The sequence below is a fragment of the Sphingomonas sp. FW306-05-A genome, assembly GCF_058782275.1.
This window is the reverse complement of the sequence record NZ_JBYSXN010000002.1, coordinates 406,983-427,116: the sequence shown is the minus strand read 5'-3', so window position 1 is coordinate 427,116 and position 20,134 is coordinate 406,983. Positions and strand designations below refer to the sequence as shown.

20 protein-coding genes are annotated in these 20,134 nt (G+C 66.0%); 15 read left to right on the top strand and 5 right to left on the bottom strand.

Annotated features, from left to right (window positions below):
* Positions 1-81: 81 nt before the first annotated feature.
* Entirely contained in the window at positions 82-2,418 is a 2,337-nt protein-coding gene (locus tag AC3WJR_RS10840) for an SPOR domain-containing protein (RefSeq protein ID WP_492724905.1), read from the top strand.
* Positions 2,415-3,590 (top strand): deoxyguanosinetriphosphate triphosphohydrolase, encoded by a 1,176-nt coding sequence (locus tag AC3WJR_RS10835; RefSeq protein WP_492724903.1) that lies wholly within the window; start codon positions 2,415-2,417, stop codon positions 3,588-3,590. The genes AC3WJR_RS10840 and AC3WJR_RS10835 overlap by 4 nt, the downstream gene beginning before the upstream one ends.
* Positions 3,591-3,677: 87 nt before the next feature.
* Here AC3WJR_RS10835 and AC3WJR_RS10830 read toward each other — a convergent pair whose 3' ends face one another.
* Positions 3,678-3,974 (bottom strand): hypothetical protein, encoded by a 297-nt coding sequence (locus AC3WJR_RS10830; protein ID WP_354282035.1) that lies wholly within the window; start codon positions 3,972-3,974, stop codon positions 3,678-3,680.
* A 209-nt stretch (positions 3,975-4,183) separates the two neighbouring features.
* Here AC3WJR_RS10830 and AC3WJR_RS10825 point away from each other — a divergent pair, with 209 nt between their 5' ends.
* Positions 4,184-5,689, top strand: coding sequence for a DUF1800 domain-containing protein (locus tag AC3WJR_RS10825; protein ID WP_492724901.1), 1,506 nt, complete (start codon positions 4,184-4,186; stop codon positions 5,687-5,689).
* A 5-nt stretch (positions 5,690-5,694) separates the two neighbouring features.
* Entirely contained in the window at positions 5,695-6,843 is a 1,149-nt protein-coding gene (locus AC3WJR_RS10820) for a DUF1501 domain-containing protein (RefSeq protein WP_492724899.1), read from the top strand.
* 187 nt (positions 6,844-7,030) lie between these two features.
* Here the strand turns inward: AC3WJR_RS10820 and AC3WJR_RS10815 are convergent, their stop codons facing one another.
* Positions 7,031-8,941 (bottom strand): CocE/NonD family hydrolase, encoded by a 1,911-nt coding sequence (locus AC3WJR_RS10815; RefSeq protein WP_492724897.1) that lies wholly within the window; start codon positions 8,939-8,941, stop codon positions 7,031-7,033.
* 285 nt (positions 8,942-9,226) lie between these two features.
* On the opposite strand from AC3WJR_RS10815, the gene argS reads away from it, so the two are divergent.
* From argS to tatC, 8 genes are all read left to right on the top strand, one after another.
* Positions 9,227-10,951: an arginine--tRNA ligase gene (argS, locus tag AC3WJR_RS10810; RefSeq protein ID WP_354282039.1), complete on the top strand. Its 1,725-nt coding sequence runs from the start codon at positions 9,227-9,229 to the stop codon at positions 10,949-10,951.
* Positions 10,951-11,628, top strand: coding sequence for an SPOR domain-containing protein (locus AC3WJR_RS10805; protein ID WP_492724894.1), 678 nt, complete (start codon positions 10,951-10,953; stop codon positions 11,626-11,628). Before argS ends, AC3WJR_RS10805 begins: the two co-directional genes overlap by 1 nt.
* Before the next feature lie 48 nt (positions 11,629-11,676).
* Positions 11,677-12,684: a glycoside hydrolase family 3 N-terminal domain-containing protein gene (locus AC3WJR_RS10800; protein WP_492724892.1), complete on the top strand. Its 1,008-nt coding sequence runs from the start codon at positions 11,677-11,679 to the stop codon at positions 12,682-12,684.
* A 233-nt stretch (positions 12,685-12,917) separates the two neighbouring features.
* On the top strand, positions 12,918-13,661 hold the full coding sequence (locus tag AC3WJR_RS10795; RefSeq protein ID WP_492724890.1) for a segregation and condensation protein A: 744 nt from the start codon (positions 12,918-12,920) through the stop codon (positions 13,659-13,661).
* Positions 13,658-14,233 (top strand): SMC-Scp complex subunit ScpB, encoded by a 576-nt coding sequence (gene scpB / locus AC3WJR_RS10790; protein WP_492724888.1) that lies wholly within the window; start codon positions 13,658-13,660, stop codon positions 14,231-14,233. The genes AC3WJR_RS10795 and scpB overlap by 4 nt, the downstream gene beginning before the upstream one ends.
* Positions 14,234-14,260: 27 nt before the next feature.
* The gene (locus AC3WJR_RS10785) at positions 14,261-14,497 is read left to right on the top strand and encodes a twin-arginine translocase TatA/TatE family subunit (RefSeq protein ID WP_354282043.1); all 237 of its coding nucleotides are present in this window, start codon (positions 14,261-14,263) and stop codon (positions 14,495-14,497) included.
* Between the two features lie 18 nt (positions 14,498-14,515).
* Positions 14,516-14,968 (top strand): Sec-independent protein translocase subunit TatA/TatB, encoded by a 453-nt coding sequence (locus tag AC3WJR_RS10780; protein ID WP_354282044.1) that lies wholly within the window; start codon positions 14,516-14,518, stop codon positions 14,966-14,968.
* Positions 14,965-15,744 (top strand): twin-arginine translocase subunit TatC, encoded by a 780-nt coding sequence (tatC, locus tag AC3WJR_RS10775; protein ID WP_354282045.1) that lies wholly within the window; start codon positions 14,965-14,967, stop codon positions 15,742-15,744. The genes AC3WJR_RS10780 and tatC overlap by 4 nt, the downstream gene beginning before the upstream one ends.
* Positions 15,745-15,827: 83 nt before the next feature.
* Here the strand turns inward: tatC and AC3WJR_RS10770 are convergent, their stop codons facing one another.
* The 3 genes from AC3WJR_RS10770 to AC3WJR_RS10760 form a co-directional block, all read right to left on the bottom strand.
* A complete protein-coding gene (locus tag AC3WJR_RS10770; protein ID WP_131527076.1) occupies positions 15,828-15,962 on the bottom strand; it encodes an entericidin A/B family lipoprotein in 135 nt (44 codons plus the stop codon).
* Between the two features lie 307 nt (positions 15,963-16,269).
* Complete coding sequence (locus tag AC3WJR_RS10765) at positions 16,270-17,853, bottom strand: sensor histidine kinase (protein ID WP_354282046.1); 1,584 nt, start codon at positions 17,851-17,853, stop codon at positions 16,270-16,272.
* A 7-nt stretch (positions 17,854-17,860) separates the two neighbouring features.
* Positions 17,861-18,052 (bottom strand): NepR family anti-sigma factor, encoded by a 192-nt coding sequence (locus AC3WJR_RS10760; RefSeq protein WP_492724884.1) that lies wholly within the window; start codon positions 18,050-18,052, stop codon positions 17,861-17,863.
* 249 nt (positions 18,053-18,301) lie between these two features.
* Between AC3WJR_RS10760 and AC3WJR_RS10755 the strand changes: the two genes are divergently transcribed.
* From AC3WJR_RS10755 to AC3WJR_RS10745, 3 genes are all read left to right on the top strand, one after another.
* Positions 18,302-19,108 carry a response regulator gene (locus AC3WJR_RS10755; RefSeq protein WP_354282048.1) on the top strand — a complete coding sequence of 269 codons (807 nt, stop codon included), beginning with the start codon at positions 18,302-18,304 and terminating at the stop codon, positions 19,106-19,108.
* Positions 19,109-19,204: 96 nt separating this feature from the next.
* The gene (locus AC3WJR_RS10750; protein WP_354282049.1) at positions 19,205-19,348 is read left to right on the top strand and encodes a hypothetical protein; all 144 of its coding nucleotides are present in this window, start codon (positions 19,205-19,207) and stop codon (positions 19,346-19,348) included.
* 96 nt (positions 19,349-19,444) lie between these two features.
* Positions 19,445-20,092 (top strand): sigma-70 family RNA polymerase sigma factor, encoded by a 648-nt coding sequence (locus AC3WJR_RS10745; RefSeq protein ID WP_354282050.1) that lies wholly within the window; start codon positions 19,445-19,447, stop codon positions 20,090-20,092.
* Positions 20,093-20,134: the final 42 nt, after the last annotated feature.

Below are 20,134 nucleotides of genomic sequence, written 5' to 3'. Positions count from 1 at the left end.
CGCCGATGTTCCGTTTCGTCTTGGCGCAAGCCGGTGCAGCCGTCATTGCCGGTTCAGCGGCAAGGGGCTTTAGGATAGTCCATGCGCATCGTCCGCCTCGCCGCTTCCATCGTCGCCCTTGCCGCGACCGGTGCCGGAGCCCACGCCCAATCTGCGCGCGCGTCGGTCTATCCGTCGCCCTATCCGCAGACGTCCCCTCAGATGGTCCAGCCGGTTGGTGATGCCGACAGCCTGGCGAGCGAAATCCGCTTGCTGGCAGCGGACCCCAACAACGTCCAGGCGCTGGTCCGCGCAGGCGAACTTGCGCTCAAGCTGGAGGATCCGACCGCGGCGGCGGCGTTCTTCACGCGCGCGTCGCGGATCGATCCGCGGAACGCGCGGGTCAAGGCGGGCGAGGGCAGTCTGCTCGTCAGTGCGGAACGCCCGGGGGAAGCGCTGCGCCACTTCGCCGAGGCAGAAGCCCTGGGCGGCGACGTACGGAGTTTCGCCGCGGATCGCGGCCTTGCCTACGATCTGATCGGCGAACAGGATCGCGCGCAACGCGACTACCGCGTCGCCTTGCGCGCGGCCGAGGATGACGAGACGCGCCGGCGCTATGCCCTGTCGCTCGGCATATCGGGCAAGCGCGAGATTGCGCTCAAGGAGATCGAACCGCTGCTGCGCAAGAGCGATCGCGGGGCATGGCGGTCGCGGGCGTTCATCCTTGCGATGGGCGGGGACAAGGCGGGTGCGGAGCGGATCGCGACGACGATGATGCCGACCGGGATGGCGCAGGGGTTGCAGCCGTTCTTCGAGATCCTGCCATCCTTGCGCCCCGCCGACCGCGCGTTCGCAGTGCATTTCGGCGAAGTGCGCGCATCCCCGACGCGGATCGCCGATGCCCGGATGACCCCGCCGCTCGCCGCATTGCGCGCCGACCCGACGGCACCGGTCGAGAGCGTGGCCACGCCGCGTCCGCCGGTGGTGATCGTCGCGGCTGCACCGACGCGCAAGGAGCGACGCTCGCGCAAGGATCGCCCACGCGAGACGATCGTCGCGGCGACCACGCCGCCCGTCGTGCCGCTGCCAGCTCCTCCGGCCTATGTGCCGCGCCCGGTGACGATGGCATCCGCGACGCCGTATCAGGGGCCGCGCTATGGCGGGCAGCCTCGGCCGGGGTCGAGCGCGACACGTGCGGCGAACCTTGCCGCCGCGAATGCGATGCCGACTCCGGGTGCAACGGTGCCTTTCGCAGCGGGCACACCCGCGCGTTCGGTTGGTGGCCAGACTTCTCCGCAGTCGACAACCGCGCCTGCGCTTCCGTCGTCCGTTGCGCTCGGGTCGTCGACCGTGATGACGCCTGGTCGATCATCGACGCCGGCCTATTCGGCACCCGTCCAACAGACCCGCGCGCCGGTCGCCTCGGCAGGGGCGCGACTGACGCCGACGCAGCTCGCCAATGCCGCGTCCGCTGCGCCGTCACCGGTCAGGACTGGCACGACGGCGGTGGCGCCTGTTTCGCCCGCTGTTGCGGCCCCTGTTGCATCGACGCCTTATGTCGATCGTCCTGCGGTCGTGGCCGCTGCACCGTCATCTGCCGGTGTCGGAACCGGGTACGTCGCGCCGGTTGCCAGTGCGCCCGCCGCAGCCGTCGCCACGCCGAGCCCGGTGCGGAGCGAGGATTCGATCCTTGCGTCGATCATCGCGGGGATCAACATTCCGGGTACCGAACTGGGGGTCGCGCCCGAACGCATGGCGGTCACGTCGCCGCCGCCGATCCAGCGCGCCGTGCCGAGCCGACCGCTGGAGGACAATGTCGCGGCGGGGGCATCGCGTGCGGCGGTGGTCGCTCCCCCTGCGGAGCGCGTCGCCGTCGTGCGCAGTCAGCCCGAGAAGCCGGTCGCCCAACGCAAGCCCGCTGCCAAGCCGGTGATCGAAGACGCGGCGGAGGATCGCCCGGTCTCCACGCGCAAGTCCGCAACCGACAAGAAGGCGCTCGCCGACAAGACGGCGAAGGCGGGCAAGACCGCAGAGGCGGACAGCGGTGATGCCGCGGGCAAGACCGGCAAGCTGTCCAAGGCGGCGCAAAAGGCGGCCGACGCGAAGAAGCTTGCCGAGGCCAAGAAGGCCGAAGAGAAGCGCAAGAACGATCCCAAATTGCTCGAACCGCAGCGCTATTGGGTGCAGGTCGCGGGTGGCGCGAATGCCAACGACCTGTCCAAGCAATGGGACAAGCTCAAGACCAAGAACAGCAAGGCACTGGCAGGCAAGACGGGCTGGGTTACGCCGCAGCGTGCGACCAACCGCGTGCTGACGGGGCCGTTCAAGACCGACGACGAAGCACAGGCGTTCGTCAACACGCTTGCCAAACAGGGTATCTCCGGATTCGTCTTCGCCAGCGATGCGGGTCAGAAAGTCACGAAATTGCCGGGTAAATGAGAAGTATCGCGCGCTGGGCGAGCCGCCCGGAGCAGAGCCGGGGACGGCTGCACGACGAACGACCGGGGGCAGGTGACCCGACATCGGTGCGCGGCCCGCGCGACGCGTTTCAGCGCGACCGCGACCGGATCGTCCATTCGATCAGCTTCCGGCGGCTGCGGCACAAGACGCAGGTGTTCATGGCGCCCGACGGCGATCACTTCCGCGTTCGCCTGACGCACAGCCTGGAAGTCGCGCAGATCGCGCGGACGATCGCGCGCGCGCTCGGGCTCAACGAGGATCTGACCGAGGCGCTGGCGCTGGCGCATGACATCGGACACCCCCCGTTCGGCCATGCCGGCGAGGATGCGCTGGAGCGTGCGCTCGCGGGGCAGGGCGGGTTCGATCACAATGGCAATACGCTGCGCGCGCTGATGCTGATCGACAGCCCGTATCCGCGGTGGGAAGGGCTCAACCTGACGTGGGAAACGCTCGAGGGTCTCGCCAAGCATAACGGGCCGATCGCGCGGCCGGGCTGGGCGCTGGCGGAATGCGATGCGGCGTTTCCGTTGGAGCTGACGCGCTGGTCGAGCCTCGAGGCGCAGGTCGCCGCGATCGCCGACGACATCGCCTATGACAATCACGACATCGACGACGGGTTGCGCGCCGGACTGCTGACGCTCGACCAGTTGCTTGCGGTGCCGGTGGTCGCGCGCGAGTGGGACGGCGTGCGCGCACGTTTCCCCGATGTCGCGCCCGATCGTCTGGTCGGTGAACTGATCCGCACCCAGATCGGCACGATGGTCAACGACCTGATCGCCGAGACGGAGCGGCGGCTTGTCGGTATCGGTGACGTCGCGGACGTTCGCGCGGCGGGGCGTTGCCTCGTCGGCTTCTCGGACGCGATGCGCGACGACGAGCGGACGCTCAAGCGGTTCATGTACGTCAACCTCTACCATCATCCGCGCCAGCTCGAGGCGGCGCGGACGGCGGAAGGGATCGTCGCGGGGCTGTTCACGGCGTATCGTGCGGACCCGCGCCTGATGCCGGGGGAATGGGCGGACCGGTTACCCGACGCCGAGCCGTGGCGGAGCCGCCATATCGCGGACTTCATCGCGGGAATGACCGACCGCTATGCGGTCTCACGCTATCGCGAAGCGGTCGGTCCGATCGACTTGCCGGACGGGTTCTAGGGCGCACCAAACCGGGGGGGCAGCGGTGCGCCCTAGCGGGCATGCGAGATCGCTCGATACGAGCCGAAGCCCCTGCCGGGGGAGCGATCAGCGCAGAGCGACGACCTTGTCGTCCATCACTGCAGCCTTGGCGGGGACGAAGAAGGATACGGGCTTGCCGTTCGCGACACCGGCAACGCGCTTGCCGCGGACGACGAGGTGGAAGGTTTCGCCCGAATTGAGATTGCGACCATCGATGTCGACGTGATCGTCCTTGGCGACTTGCGTGTAGGTGAAGGTCTCGCCGTCGCGGGTGAAGGTGCGCGCATCGCTCACGGTGTCGGCGAACGCGGGGGCAGCGGTGGCGACGATGACGGCTGCGGCGGTGACGATGGACTTGAGCATGACCGGTTCCTTTCAAACGAAAGCCTGATCAGCATCCCCTCCACGGGTTGGTGTGCTGTTCGTTTTATATTGCATTGCAACATGCGTCCCAAGCGCAAACGACGCGAGGCCAGTTGCACGGAACGAACGCCGTGCTGTCGTGTCCGGCAAAGTCTTGCGACAAAGCCGGTCCAGAAGGTCCTGGTCGTTCGGGTATAGGGACAGCTTCTGTGACGAAAGTCAGCATCGCGATGAACCGGTTCGGGCTTGGCGCGCGCGGCGACCAGCCGCCTCCGGTGGACCCGGTGGACTGGTTGACGCGGCAGTTGAGCGGCTTCGACCCGCATCCCGACGTCATCGCCAATGCACCGACCAGCGCGACCGTGGCGGCCGGGCTCGCCGATTATTTCCGGCAGCAACGCGCGCTGCGCATGGCGCAGGGGAATCGGGCGTCCAATCCGCCGGCACCCGGCCAAAGTGTACCGCCTTCGCCGATGCAGGCCCCGGGCGCGCCCGGCATGGCACCACCGACCAGAGAGAAGCCGGGGCGCGACGATGCGATGAAACAGGCGCGCCAATTCGCGCAGCGGACCAGTCGCGCGGACTATGCCGGCGCGGTCGCCGCCCGGGCGACCAATGCGCTCGTCACCGATACGCCGTTCGTCGAGCGGCTGGTGCATTTCTGGGCGAACCATTTTGCGGTGTCGGCGGACAAGCTGGAACTGATCGGTCTGGCGGGGACGCTCGAGTTCGAGGCGATCCGGCCGCATGTGCTGGGCACGTTCCTCGACATGCTGGTCGCGGTCGAGCAGCACCCTGCGATGCTGTTGTATCTCGACCAGGCGGTGTCGGTCGGCCCCAATTCGCCGCGCGGATTGCGGATCACGGCGCGCGGCAACCGCAAGGTCGGGCTGAACGAGAATCTCGCGCGCGAGATCCTCGAGCTTCATACGCTCGGCGTGCGCACCGGCTATACCCAGGCCGACGTCACCGAATTCGCGCGCGCGATGACCGGCTGGACCGTCGCGGGGATCGGGCGGGGGCCGGGGGCGGGGGCTGCGGGGACCGATGGATTGCCGGGCGACTTCGTTTTCGCGGCCCCGATCCACGAACCCGGCGACCGCTTGATCATGGGTAAGCGCTATCCCGCGGGCGGGGTCGAGCAGGCGCGCGCGGTATTGCAGGACGTGGCGATCGCGCCCGCCACAGCGGCGCACGTGATGACCAAGCTCGCGCGGCATTTCGCGGGCGATACGCCGCCGCCAGCGTTAGTCGGGCGGTTGCAGGCAGCGTTCCTGACGTCGGGCGGGGATCTGCCGACGGTCTATCGTGCGCTGATTGCCTCGCCTGAAGTGTGGGTCGAGCGCCCGCTCAAGTTCAAGACGCCGTGGGAGTGGACGATCTCGTCGATGCGCGCGCTCAACGTCAAGACGGCGGACCCGCAGGCGATGGTCGGACTGCTCAACCAGCTCGGGCAACCGACGTGGAAGCCGGGGCAGCCGATCGGCTATGACGATATTGCCGCGAGTTGGGCGGGGCCGGATGCGGTGCTGCGTCGGGTCGAGGCGGCGGAGCGCTTCGCGTCGCGCGCGGCGAATGTCGATGCGCGGGCGCTCGCGCCGAAAATCATGCCGGGGGCGGTCAGTCCCGCAACCCGGACCGCGCTCGCCAACTGCGAGAGCCCGGCGCAGGCGCTTGCGTTGCTGCTCGTCGCGCCCGAATTCCTGCGGAGGTAATCGCCATGTACGATCGTCGTTCGATTCTCGGCGCGGGTGTCGCCGGTGCCGTGTTTGCCGCGCTCAGCCCGCGCATGGCGTTCGCCAAGGCGGAGACCGACAAGCGCTTCGTCTTTATCATCCAGCGCGGCGCGGCGGACGGCCTGGGGATCGTCGCGCCGGTCGGCGACCCGGCGTTTGCGGGGGCGCGCGGTGATCTGGCGCTCGATTTCGCGGGCGCGCCGAAGCTTGATTCGATGTTCGCGCTGCATCCCGCGATGGCGAGCGTGCAGGCGTTGTACGGCCAGAAGCAGGCGCTCTTCGCGCATGCGGTCGCCTCGCCGTATCGCGACCGGTCGCATTTCGACGGGCAGAACGTGCTCGAGAGCGGCGGGACGGGCGCGTATCAGCTCAAGGACGGCTGGATGAACCGGCTGCTCGGTGTGCTGCCTCCGACGCAGGCGAAGGCGATCGCGGTGTCGGCGACGGTGCCGCTCGCGTTGCGCGGAGCGCATGACGTTTCCTCCTATGCGCCGTCGAGCTTGCCCCAGGCTTCGGACGATCTGATGCAGCGCGTTTCGATGCTGTACGAAGGGGACAGCCAGCTTCACGCCTTGTGGAGCGAGGCGATGGGGACGCGTGCCTTGACCGGCGATCTGGCGGCGGGCGGCGGCGCGAATGCCGCGGCGACCGGTGCGCTTGCGGCACGGCTGATGGCGCCTGCGAACGGCGCGCGGATCGCGATGATCGAGACCGGCGGCTGGGACACGCATACCGGGCAACGCGCTCGGCTCGGCGCGCAGTTGAAGGGGCTGGATGCGATGATCGGCGCGCTTCAGGCCGGGCTGGGGCCGTTGTGGAACGATACGATGGTGCTGGTCGCGACCGAGTTCGGGCGGACCGTCGCGGTCAACGGGACCGGGGGGACCGACCACGGGACCGGGAGTTCGACGATGCTGCTGGGCGGCGCGGTGCGTGGCGGGCGGGTGCTGGCGGACTGGCCGGGGCTTGCGGCGAGTGCGTTGTTCGAGGGGCGGGATTTGCGGCCGACGTTGCAGCTCGATGCGTTCATCGGTGGTGCGGTTGCGGGGCATTTCGGGGTGGAATCGGCGAAGGCGATGGCGGCGTTGTTTCCGTCATCCAGGGGGACGGCGGCGGTGGCGGGGTTGGTGTAGCGGCGTTGCCGTTCCCCAACCCCCACCCCTTAACGTCCCAAACCATTCGCTTCCCAAACTCTTCGCTTCCCCGGCGAAGGCCGGGGCCCAGTAGCGGGGACCGAGGTAGCTGGTGACAGCGCTTCGTTACCTCGACCTTCGCTACTGGGCCCCGGCCTGCGCCGGGGAAGTGTAGGTGAGTGTAGGCTTACTGCGCCACCACCGGGAGCAACACCGCGCTCGCGCCGACGCTGCCGTGCTGGATCGTCACGGTCGCCTTCTTGTAGTCGCCCGGCTTCGCCAGGAAGATGTTGGGGACGAAGGTCTGGGGGTTGCGGTCATAGACCGGGAACAGCGACGACTGGACCTGCACCATGATCTTGTGACCCGGCAGGAATTCGTGGTTCACCGCGGGCAAGCGGAAGCGATATTCCTGCGTCTTGTTCGCCGGGATCGCGGTCGGCTTGGCGAAGCTTTCACGATAGCGGCCGCGGAAAATGTCGAGGCTGATCGCAAGCTGGTAACCGCCCATCTTGGGGTTGCTCGCGACTTCGTCGGGATAGACGTCGATCAGCTTGACCACGACATCGCCGTCGGTCCCCGTCGTCTTGGCGAAGATGTCCGCCCATGGCACGCCCGAGACCTTGACCGTCTTGGTCAGCACCGGGGTCGAATAGCTCATCACGTCGGTGCGGCCGTCGACCGAACGCTGGTCAGACACCAGCCACTCGCCCCAGCGTCCGTCCTCGAAATTGATCGGGCGCGGGAGATACGGGACGGGGTTGGCGGGATCGGAAACATAGCTGTCGCCGCCATTCGCCGCGCGCTGGAAGCCGAGGCCCTTGTCCGCCTGGAGATACAGCGGGGTCAGCCCGGTGTCGCAGCCCTTGTCGCACGACAGCGGCCATTTCGGGAAATTGTCCCAGTGGTTTGCACCGGTGTTGTAGATCGCCGCGGCGGGGAGCGTGACCGCCGGGCCATCCTTCAAATACTGGTTGAAGAAGGGCAGCACCATGTCTTCGCGATATTGCTGCGCGGTGTCGCCGTTCCACTGCAGCGGCCCGAGCGAGCGGCCTTCGCGGTTGACCTGGCTGTGCCGCCACGGGCCCATCACCAGATAGTTGTTCGACTGGTGCCCCGCCTTGACCAGTGCCTCATAGGCGCGGATGCCGCCCCACATGTCCTCGTGATCCCACAGGCCCTGTTCCCATAGCGTCGGAACGTTCGATGGGGTCGCGGCGAGCAGCGTGTCGAGCGCCTGGCCCGACCAGAAGCTGTCATAGGCCGGATGCTGGACCATGCGGTTCCAATAGGGGAGCTGGTCGTAGCCCGACTTCTTCGCCCAATCGCCCGCCGAGATCGTGCGGAAATTGTCGTAATCGTCATAGCCACCCGACGGCGGGGACTTGCCAGCGCCCTTGTAGCCGGTCTGCGATCCGAGCCAGCCGATGTTGGGGAGACGGAACGCGCCGTAGTGGAACCAGTCGTCGCCCATCCAGCCGTCGACCATCGGACTCTGGGGTGCGGCCACCTTGAGCGCGGGGTGCGGGTGGAGCAGCGCCATCGCGACGGTGAAACCTTCGTAGGATGAGCCGATCATCCCGACGCGGCCGTTCGACTGCGGCAGGTTCGCCTTGTTCACCAGCCAGTCGATCGTGTCGTACGCGTCGGTGGTGTGATCGACCTTGGTCTGGTTGAGCGGGCCGATCACCGGGCGCGTGACGACGTAATCGCCCTCCGAGCCGTATTTGCCGCGGATGTCCTGATAGACGCGGATGTAGCCGCCTTTGACGAACATCTCGTCGGCGAGCGGCAGCGTCGACAGCTCGCTTGTGCTGTCGGTGCGGTTGGCGCGGCCCTTGGCGTTGTATGGCGTGCGCGTCAGCACGATCGGTGCGTTGGTCAGGCCCTTGGCGTAGACGATCACGGTGTAGAGCTTGGTCCCGTCGCGCATCGGGATCATCGCCTCGCGCTTGACATAGTCGCGGCCGGTTTCGGGCGGGGTGAAGCTCTTCGGAATGTCGCCGCCGACGGGCGCCGCCGCCTGCTCCTGTGCCAGCGCTGGGGTGAGCGCGATCAACGCCGCAGTAGCGGCGAGCAGGAGCGACTTGGCGTGCATGGGCAACCTTTCGACACAAAGTGTATGCCGCGGGTGGTACACATGGTGTTCCAGGCAAAGCAACCGCTGTTGTACCATCTCAATCCTCCCCGGGACGGGGAGGGGGACCGCTCGGCATCTCCAGCTGAGGGGTGGAGGGGGGCGTGTCACGGGCGGAAGCTCCCCTCCACCGTTCGCTGAATGCGCACGGTTCCCCTCCCCGTGCCGGGGAGGAGCGAAGGTGATTTGAAGCCGCCCGTCACATCCGCTAAGGGGCGCGCTCGCAGACACCACCGGACGACCCCCATGACCCTCTACACCCGTTTTGCCGCGCATATCGATGCGGCGCTCGATACGCTCGTCGCCGCGGGGGATCTGCCCGCCGACCTGTCGCGCGCCAACGTCACGGTCGAGCCGCCGCGCGACATCACGCACGGGGATCTCGCGACCAATGCCGCGATGGTGCTGGCCAAGCCCGCCAAGACCAACCCGCGCGCGCTCGCGGAGAAGATCGCGGCGCATTTGGAGGCGCTCGACGAGGTCTCGAGTGTTTCGGTCGCCGGGCCGGGCTTCATCAACATGACGCTGACCGACGACACGTGGCGGACCGAATTGTCCGCGATCCACGACGCCGCGGGCGATTATGGCCGGTCGAACCGTGGTGCGGGTACGACGGTCAATATCGAATATGTCTCGGCCAACCCTACGGGTCCGATGCACATGGGGCATTGCCGTGGTGCGGTCGTCGGGGATGCGCTGGCGGCGCTGCTCGAGTTCGCCGGGCACAAGGTCATCCGCGAATATTACGTCAACGATGCGGGCGGGCAGGTCGATGTGCTCGCGCGTTCGGTCCACCTGCGCTACCGCGAGGCGCTCGGCGAGACCGTCGAGATTCCCGAGGGCCTGTATCCGGGTGACTATCTCGTCCCCGTCGGGCAGATGCTCGCGACCGAATTCGGCGACACCTATGTCGGCAAGCCGGAGGGCGAGTGGCTCGTGCTGTTCCGCACCCGCGCGGTCGCGGCGATGCTCGTGCTGATCAAGGCGGATCTCGCGCAGCTCGGGATCCACCACGACCTGTTCTCGTCGGAAGCCGAGCTTCAGGCGGCGGGCAAGCCCGAGGCGGCCGAGCACGATCTGCGCGCGCGCGACCTGATCTATGACGGCGTGCTCGAAGCGCCCAAGGGGCAGGAGCTCGAGGATTGGGAGCCGGTCGTGCTGCCGCTGTTCCGCTCGACCCAGTTCGGTGACGATCAGGATCGCCCGATCAAAAAGTCGAACGGGCAGTGGACCTATTTCGGCGCGGATCTCGCGTACCATTACCAGAAGGCGCAGACCGCCGACGCGCTGATCGACATCTGGGGTGCCGACCATGCGGGGACGGTCAAGCGGATCGTCGCCGCGGTGCAGGCGCTGACCGGCGGCAAGACGCGGTTCGACGTCAAGCTCGTCCAGATGGTGCGGCTGATGCGCAACGGCGAGCCGATCAAGATGTCCAAGCGCGCGGGCAATTTCGTCACGCTCGCGGATGTCGTGAACGAGGTCGGCAAGGACGTCGTCCGCTTCACCATGCTGACGCGCAAGGCCGATGCGCAGATGGACTTCGATTTCGCCAAGGTGGTCGAGGCATCGAAGGATAACCCCGTCTTCTACGTCAATTACGCGCACGCGCGGATTGCGTCGCTGCACCGCCGCGCGACCGAGGCGGGAATCAACTGCGACACGGTCGACCTGTCGCTGCTCGACACCGAGGACCTCGCACTGGTAAAGTTCGCAGCACAGTTCCCGCGCATCGTCGACACCGCCGCAGCGGCGCGCGAGCCGCACCGTATTGCGTTCTATCTCTATGACTTGGCAGCATCGCTCCACGCGCTATGGAATGTCGGTAACGATCGTCCGGATCGCCGCTTCCTGCTTGCCGACAATCCCGGCGTGACGTGTGCACGGCTGTTCCTGGCCGAAGGGGTCGGGCAGATTATCCGCAATGGCCTCGGCATCATGGGGGTGCAGGCGGTCCAGGAGATGAAGTGATGCAGATCGGCGACCGGGACATGCGCGACAGCGACCGGCTTCCCTGGCTCGAAACGGTCGAGCAGGAGCGCGACGGGGCCGCGCCGGTCATCCGCATCGTCATGATGGTCGTCGGACTGTTGGCGCTGGTCGCTGTCGCGATCCTCGGGTACCGCTATTGGGACACGCATCGCGGGATCAACGGCGACGGCGCGCTGATCGCGGCCCCTGCCGGGGATTACAAGATCCGCCCGACCGAACCGGGCGGCATGGTCGTGCAGGGCGAGGGCGACACCGCGATCGCGACGAGCAACGGCAACAGCATGGGCAATTCGTCGATCGACATGGCCGCCGCCCCCGAGGTGCCGGTCGCAGGCAAGAAGGTCGTATTGCAGCGCATCGATTCGGGTGCAAGCAAGGCGGTCTCGGCGATCCCGGCGGCGGACGGCGCGGCGACCGGTGGCGCGTCGATCCAATTGGGGTCGTTCGACACCGAGGCCGATGCCAACGACATCGGGAAGCGGATCGCCAAGCGCTACAGCTATCTCGCCCCGCTCGGCAGATCGGTCCAGATGGCGCAGGTCAACGGGCGCACCGTGTATCGCCTCCGGGTCAATGCGGGGACCGTGGGGGAGGCGAAAAGCCTGTGCGCCAAACTGGCGGCTGCGGGTCAGGCGTGCTTCGTTCCGCGCACTTGATGTCTTGGCCGGGGTGACGCGGCGGTCGGCGGGCGATAGGACGATGGCATGAAGCCCGTCATCTTCGGCCTGTCCGGCCCCGTCCTCACCCCCGACGAACGCACTTTCTTCGCCGCGGTGGAGCCGGCGGGATATATCCTGTTCAAGCGCAACATCGTCGACCGCGCGCAGGTGCGCGCGCTGACAGACAGTCTGCGCGATCTGTCGGGGCGCACCGATCTGCCTATCCTGATCGATCAGGAAGGCGGCCGCGTCGCCCGGATGCGCGCGCCCGAGTGGCCCGAGTTTCCGGCAGGCCCAGCATTCGATGCGCTGTACGAGATCGCGCCCATCTCCGCGATCGAGGCGGCCAAGGCGAATGCGCAGGCGATCGGGCTGATGCTCGCGGAGGTCGGCATCACGGTCGACTGCCTGCCGCTGCTCGACGTATCGCAGCCCGACACGACCGAGGCGATCACCACGCGCGCGCTCGGGTCCGAACCGCTGCGCGTCGCGGCGATGGGGCGGGCGATCCTCGACGGGTTGCGGGCGGCGGGGGTCGTCGGCGTGGTCAAACACATGCCGGGGCATGGCCGCGCAAAGGTCGATACGCATTACCATCTGCCAACCGTGACTGCGTCGGATGCGGAGCTGGCAATCGATCTCCAGCCGTTCATCGCGCTCAAGGGCGCGCCGATGGGGATGACGTCGCATATCGTGTTCGAAGCGTGGGACCGGGATCGCCCGGCAACGCTGTCGCCGGTGATCGTCGAGGACATCATCCGCCAGCGGATCGGGTTCGACGGATTGTTGATGACCGACGACATCGACATGAAGGCGCTGACGGGGAACGCGGGCGACAAGGCCGCGGGGGCGATTGCGGCGGGGTGTGACCTGGTGCTCGATTGCTGGGCGCGGATGGACGAGATGGCCGACATCGCCGCACGGCTGGGCGAGATGTCGGACGTGTCGCGCGCACGGCTCGATCGCGCGATGGCGACGGTGGCGGGCGCGCGCGAAGAGGGCGACATGGCCGCGCTGATCGCTCAGCGTGATGCGCTGCTCGCACTGGTATAGCCTTCGGCAGATTGGGTTTTGGGGTAAACCGTTCTCCTGCGAAAGCAGGAGTCACGGAGTCTCGCGCGCGACAGCCGTGGCTCTGTGCGGCCCTGGGTTCCTGCCTTCGCAGGAACACGGTGAATGAGCATTCGATGGCAACTTCTCCCGCGAGGCGGCTCACCGGCAACAGGACGCTGCACCCGATAAGCCGCTCCCCACGCCATCTTGAATTTGGTAGCGTCGCGCTACGCATGACCGACACGCCCGAAACGCTGACGCTCGATATCGAAGGGTGGGAAGGTCCGATGGACCTGCTGCTCGCGCTCGCCCGCAGCCAGAAGGTCGATCTCAAGCAGATCTCGATCCTTGCGCTGGTCGACCAGTATCTCCGCTTCGTCGAGGAAGCGCAGGCCGCGTTGGAGCTTGCGGCGGATTATCTCGTGATGGCGGCTTGGCTGGCCTATCTGAAGTCGGCGCTGCTGTTGCCGCGCGATCCGGAGGTCGAGCCGTCGCCTGAGGAACTCGCGTTGCGGCTGCAACTTCGGCTCGAACGGTTGAACGCGATGCGCGAGGCGGGGGCGCGGCTCGTCGCCCGCGACCGGGTCGGACGCGACGTGTTTACGCGCGGCGCGCCGGAAGGGCTGCGGACGACGCGCAAGGCATTGTGGCAAGCCGAGATCTATGACCTGATCGCGGCATATGGCGTCATCACCGCGCGGACGCGCCCAGTGATGCACATCGTCGCGCATCGTCCCGTCATGACGCTGGAGGCGGCGCTTGCGCGGGTTTCACGGCTGGTCGGGGTGGAGATCGACTGGCGCCTGATCGAAACCTTCCTGCCGGCGGACGCACGCGGCGTGTTCCGCAAGTCCGCGCTCGCATCGTCGTTCCTCGCCGCGTTGGAGCTTGCCAAGCAGGGCAAGGTCGAATTGCGACAGCAGTCGCCGTTCGCCCCGCTGTACATCCGCGCGATCGGTGGGGCGGCCACGGCATGACTCCGCCCGATGCCACGGTCCGTGCGGTGGAAGCGGTGCTGTTCGCCTCGACCGAGCCGATGACCGCGGATGCCATCAGGGCCCATCTCGGCGGGATCGACGTACGCAGCGCGCTGGCGACGTTGCAGGCGGATTATGCGGGGCGCGGGATCGAACTCGTTCGCCGGGGCGAGCGATGGCATTTCCAGACGGCCGCCGACATGGCGCATCTGCTCCGTCGCACGCATGAGGAACCGCGCAAGCTCAGCCGCGCCGGGATCGAGACGCTGGCGATCATCGCCTATCACGAACCCGCGACGCGCGCGGAGATCGAGGCGATCCGGGGTGTGCAGATTTCGAAAGGAACGCTCGACGTGCTGATGGAGGCGGGCTGGATCCGCCCCGCCGGGCGGCGTGAAGTTCCCGGGCGCCCATTGCTCTATGCGACCACCGCCGAGTTCCTCGCCCACTTCGGGCTGGCGACGCGGCGCGATCTGCCCGGGCTCGAAGATCTGAAGGCGGCGGGGCTGCTTGACCCGGTCGATCTGCAGTTTGAAACTATGGAGGTGGCAAAGCCGTACGATGAAGACTAGATAGAACGAATTCCTAGGAGATTGACCATGGGTGGTTTCAGCCTTGTGCATTGGCTCATTTTCGGCGTTATCGCCATCCTCGTACTGGGCGGCGGTCGCTTTTCCAGCATGATGGGTGACGTCGCCAAGGGCATCAAGCAGTTCAAGAAGGGTATGGCCGAAGAGGACGAACCGGGCCGCGAACCGAGCCGGATCGAAGCAAAGGCCGCCGCAGACCCGGTGTTCGACCGCGACGGCAACCGCGTGCGTGACCGCGAAGTCTGATTTCGGACGGATAGCCGCATGTTCGACGTCTCCTCATCCGAGGTGATCATTCTCGGGGTCGTGGCCTTGCTGGTCATCCCGCCCAAAGACCTGCCCAAGGCGATGCGATCCGCAGGCTATTGGGTAGGGCGGGTGCGCGGCATCGCGACGCAGTTCCGATCGGGCTTCGATTCGATGGTTCGTGAGGCGGAACTGCACGAGATGGAAAAGAAGTGGGCGGCGGAGAATGAGCGCATCATGCGCGAGCATCCGCCGACCCCGGTCCAGATGCTGCCCTCTGCCGATTCGGCTGCTACTGCCGAAGATGGTGAGGCGGACCCCCATATGGTGGAACAGCCCACGATCCAGCCGGCGCACGATGTCGCCGGCCCCGTGCAGCCGGAACCGGTTGTGACGCCAAGTGTGGTCCCAGCCGACCGGCATGAGACGTCGCACACGGACGACGCACCGCAACGGGCGGCCCAGTCGTGAACGCGCCGGTCGACGATCTCGAAGCCAGCCGCGCGCCGCTGCTGGATCATTTGATCGAATTGCGGCGTCGGTTATTCTATTGTCTCGCGACGGTCTTTGTCGCGGTGATCGTGACGTACATCTTCTCGCGCGACATCTTCACGATCCTGGTGCAGCCGCTGCTCAAGGCGGGGCAGACGCGGATCGTCACGATCGGCGTGTTCGACGGCTTCTTCGTACAGATCAAGATCGCTTTGTTCGCGGCGCTGATGATTTCCTTTCCGGTGATCGCGAACCAGTTGTGGGGCTTTGTGGCACCCGGCTTGTACCGTCAGGAAAAACGGGCGCTGCTGCCGTTCCTGATCGCGACGCCGGTGCTGTTCGGGATGGGGGCGTCGATGGCCTACTTCCTCGCGGTGCCCGCCGCGCTGCACTTCCTGCTGAGCTTCCAGGGGAACCTCGGCGGCGTCGAGCAGCAGGCTCTGACGTCGGTCGCCAGTTATCTCGACTTCATCATGCAGTTTCTGTTTGGCTTCGGGATCGCGTTCCTGATGCCGGTCGTGTTGATGATCGTGGAGCGTGCGGGGCTGGTGACGCGCAAGCAGCTGGTGGGCGCACGACGCTATGCAATCGTTGGCTGCTTCGCGCTGGCGCTCGTTCTGGCGCCGCCAGACGCTGGGTCGATGATCATGCTCGCGGTGCCGCTGGTGCTGCTGTACGAGCTGGCGCTGATCGCAATCTGGTTCTCGGAGCGGGGTCGGGCAAAAACCGCTAGCACCGATCTGGTCGAGAGCTGATCCGCCGCACGGTTGATTGACGGACATGAAAAAGGCCGCCCCTGCGTCGCAGGGGCGGCCTTTCGATTCCGGCTAAGTCCGTCTTACTTGGACTTGTCTGCCGTCTTCTCGACGGTGCTGCCTGCCGACTTCACGTCCTTGCCGACACCTTCGACGGTGTTGCAGGCGCTAACCAGAACGGCACTGGCGACGAGAGCGAGACTGAGAACCTTACGCATACGAACCTCCTTTAAATCACGAGCGTCCTGCCGGGGCAGGATGCCTGCAATCGAAATGATCGGAACGCAGGATCGTTCCACCATCCGAACAGATTCGACCCATCGAAGGATGGTCTCAGTAGCGATGTGAGGAATTGGACCCGGGCGCGCCACCGGGGGGGGGAGGGGTAGGCGCGACCGGGTCCATGTTGCGGATAGCGAGAGCGGGGGGGCATAAATTCGCTATCCGAATATCAGAACGGACGTTTGGCGATCTGGTTCCGACTAAAATCGCGGAAAGTGCATTTTTAGCGATCCGCGTGAAGTCTCAGTCGCGGCCGGTGATCGCCACCGAGATTTCATAGGCCCCGACCAGCGGATCATAATGTAATTTCGACCGCAGCTGGCGTGACAGACCTTCGATGACCCGACCGTAGCGTTCGACAACCAGCGTGCGCATCGTGTCTCCGTCCACCAGCGACGGCGAATTGATCCGCAGCAGTGCGCGCTGTTCCGACGGATCGGGCGATACCGAGATCCGAACCTGGGTCGTCGGCGCGACGGTGATAGCGAGTTCGACAATCTCGGTGATCAGGAAGGCGATTGCGATCGCGATATCCTGATTGGCAAGGAACGGCGCGATGTCGAGCGCTATGCTGAGCTGCGCGCCCTCCGGCGCCGTCGCGCGGATATTGGCGGCAAGCTCGCCGATCACCGAGCGCAGTTGCAGGCCGCGGTTTTCCTCGATCTCCGCAAAGTGGTTGCGATGGACGACCGCGAGCGCATCGACGCGCCGCTGGATCGACGCATAAGCATGCGCGGCTTCGCGGCTGCGGGCGGCACGGGCGTGGAAGTTGATCAGGCTGGAGATGACCTGGAGGTTGTTCTTGACGCGGTGATGGACTTCCCGCGTGAGGCGGGTCTGCCGTACCAGACCTTCGGCCAGGCCGGCTTCATGTTCGGCAACGGTGCGGCTGATCGCCTGGAAGGTCTCGCCCAGCTCGCGGATTTCCTGTGCGGGCAGGGCACGCATCATGCCCGGGTCGATCTCCTCACCCGGCACGAACGAGGCGACGCGCGTCCGCAACTGGCGCAGCGACCGGATCAACAGACGATCCACGACGAACCAGCCGATTCCGGCCGCCGCAGCCCACATCACGATCGGCAGGATCAGCGCGATCAGGACGGGCGATGTGATCGGGGCGGACGGGGTGCGCGTGACCAACGCAATATCGTCGACCCCGACCGGCATCGACAGCGCAGTCCGCCGTTCGAGCGGGGCCTGCCGGGGGAGTTGCTGCAGCGTGAGCGTCCGCCGGTCGAGCACCAGTTCCGCTTCATACGCTTGCGCATAGGCCGTCGGCGTAGCGACCGCTTCGAGGACAGCGGCGGGAAAATAGGCTGTCGCATGCGTGCGACCAGATGCGCTCGTCGTCGACAGGGTCAGTCCGCGTCCGGGGTGGATTTGCGCGGTGACCGGGCCGTCCATGCTGGGGGGTGCCACGGCACCGCGGATCGGCAGCGCCGCACCGCAGATGACGCGTCCACGTGCATCGGTAATGGCGAAGCGGGTACCGACCGCAAGTTGCGGCGCGAATACGCCTTGCGCACGCGCACAGCTTGGCGTGTTGCCGGGGTCGATCTCAAGTGCGTTCAGCGAGACGCGGAGCGCGGTCATGTCGCCGATCAGCTCGATCGCGAGTTTGCGCGCACTTTCCGTGGTCGTCAGGCGCATTTGCGCCCGCGTCGCTTCATCCGCCAGTTCGGCGGTGCGCAGCGTTGCGAAAAAAGCGATGATCGCCAATGGCAGCAGCGCCGCACTGAGGATCAGAAAGACCTTTGCGCCCGTCGGGACGCGGTCGAGTTTCCGGCCAGTCCGCGCGGGGGTGGGGGCGCCCGCGATGTCTGTCACCGCAGGATCAGTCTAGCTTGCCAAGAAGGTCGAGCAAATCCGCCGGGATCTCCTCTTCGACCGTACGCTGGTAGACCGTCCGCAAAGCCGCGCCCATGTCGCGGTCCTTGCTTTGAACTTTCGCGCCCGCGACCGGGCCTCCGGCTTTCCGCACCACGGCCGCTTCCGGCTTTTTCGAAGAGTCGTCGCCCGAACGCAATGCCGTCCCCCTGAGATCCGGATGCCCGGATAGAATCAAAATGCTGCCGTAACAATCCGGCACGGATACTCACTGCATAAAGAATGCACGTGAGCGATTGGGTGATGAAACCAAATAGCTCTTCGATGGTTCCGCCTGGGATGCGATTTTAAGTTTCGAATACCAAGAAGCCACGAAACGCGTTGCATATGCCGGGGGGCGCTTCCACAAGACCACCCGACCTGACCCATTACGGAGACCCCGACAGCCATGTCGCTTGGACAGCAGCTCGCCCCCCATCTTCCCTTTCTGCGCCGTTACGGCCGCGCGTTGACCGGCAGCCAGACGCATGGCGACCGCTATGTACGGGCTACTCTGGAAGCGATCGTCGCCGCCCCCGAGGAATTCCCCCGCGACGTCGATCCGCGTCTCGGTCTCTACCGTATGTTCCACGCGATCTGGACGTCGACGAATTACGACGAGACGCCTGAGAACATGAGCGCCAGCGAGGGTGACGGGCAGGAAGCCATCGCACGCGCCCGTCTCGCACGGATGACGCCGCTGTCGCGTCAGGCGTTGCTGCTGACGGCGATGGAAGGCTTTACGCCCGAGGATGCGGCGTATCTGATCGAAGTCGAGCCGGAGGAGGTGGACTCGCTGGTCGCCGAGGCGCTGACCGAGATCGAGAAGCAGACCCGTGCGCGCGTTCTCATCATCGAGGACGAGCCGATCATCGCGATGGACATCGAAACCATCGTGCGCGACCTCGGGCATGACGTGACCGGTGTCGCGGTCACGCGCGACGAAGCGGTTGCGTTGGCGATGGAGGATCGTCCGGGTCTGGTGCTTGCCGACATTCAGCTTGCGGACGACAGTTCGGGGATCGACGCGGTCAAGGACATTCTGGCCGAGTTCGAAGTGCCGGTCATCTTCATCACCGCATTCCCGGAGCGTCTGCTGACTGGCGAGCGGCCGGAACCGACGTTCCTCATCACCAAGCCGTTCCAGCGTTCCACGGTCAAGGCTGCGATCGCGCAGGCCCTGTTCTTCGACCAGACGACTGTTCCGGCTATCTGAGGCGTGCCGCGCCGGGTTCCTGGTAGCTCCGGGAACCCATCGCGTGTCCGGGTGTTGGGTTCCATACGATACGGAACAACAACAAACGGGGCTCGCATGGCGGACAGGGACGAAATCCACGTCGACCGGGAAGATGCACGTGCGGGATCGACCCCACATGTGACACGGTATGTGCTCGGCATCTCGCTGGCATTGGTAGTGGTGCTGTTTGCCGTGATATTGCTGGTTTTCAACCGCTAACGTTTTGATGCTACTATGGCGTTCTGCAGGTCCGGGGTTGGACATTGCGGAACGCCGTTCCCATGTGTGGCAAATGACGCCACGAGACAGGATTTCATGACCGACGCGATCGATCAGGACGATATTCACGACGACGTGCCCGCAGTCGAGCACGTCGCGCTGTCGGACCCCGAGTTCAAGAAGGAATTGGCGCAGGTAATTCCACATCTGCGTGCGTTCGGTCGTTCGTTGTCCGGCAATCGCGATCTGGCCGACGATCTCGTCCAGGAAACGCTGATGAAGGCATGGGCTGCGCGTCAGCGGTTCCAGGCCGGCACCAATATGCGCGCATGGACCTTCATCATTCTGCGCAACCTGTATCTGTCGCAAATGCGCCGTGCGCGCTTCAAGGGCGAGTGGGACGATCTGGTCGCTGACCGGATCCTTGCTGCGCCGGCGAGCCAGGACAAGCATGTCGAACTGGGCGACATGCAGCGCGCACTGCTGCATCTCCCGCAGCCGCAGCGCGAGGCATTGATCCTCGTGGGAGCCGGTGGCTTTGCCTACGAAGAGGCTGCCGAGATTTGCGGTGTCGCTGTCGGCACCATCAAGAGCCGCGTTGCGCGTGGCCGTGTTGCGCTTGAGGCAGTGATGGGCGACAACACGCTACCCTCACGGCGCACGCACACAAACGAACCCGGCATGAGCGCGCTGGACACGATCATGGGCGAGGTCGACGACCTTAGTCGGGATCGCCGCTCGTAAGCTTAGTGGCCACAGTTGGCTGGACCGAGGGAACGCGGTCCA